The sequence below is a fragment of the Sulfitobacter sediminis genome (assembly GCF_040811725.1).
Lineage (GTDB): Bacteria > Pseudomonadota > Alphaproteobacteria > Rhodobacterales > Rhodobacteraceae > Sulfitobacter > Sulfitobacter sediminis.
This window is the reverse complement of record NZ_JBFNXX010000202.1, coordinates 1-251: the sequence shown is the minus strand read 5'-3', so window position 1 is coordinate 251 and position 251 is coordinate 1. Positions and strand designations below refer to the sequence as shown.

The 251-nt window shown below is 51.8% G+C and carries 1 protein-coding gene; it reads left to right on the top strand.

Annotation, left to right across the window (positions count from 1 at the left end; all coding sequences use genetic code 11):
* Positions 1–57: 57 nt before the first annotated feature.
* Positions 58–251, top strand: a 194-nt coding sequence (locus AB2B41_RS23650) for a 3-methyl-2-oxobutanoate hydroxymethyltransferase (protein WP_367880267.1), incomplete at its 3' end; no start/stop codon positions are given.

Sequence of the window (251 nt, the reverse complement as noted above, 5' to 3'; positions counted from 1 at the left end):
CTCGAATGTGTCCCTGCTGAGCTTGCCAAAAAAGTGCGTGACACTTTCCCCGTGCCAGTGATTGGTATCGGTGCGGGCGTGGGGTGTGATGGTCAAGTGCTGGTCATGCACGATATGCTTGGGGTATATACCCGTAAACCTGCCAAGTTTGTCAAAGACTTTTTGACCGACGAGCATAATGAAACCAAGGATATCACCGGGGCGTTTAAAGCCTATCATCAGGCGGTCAAAGACCGTACGTTCCCAACGCC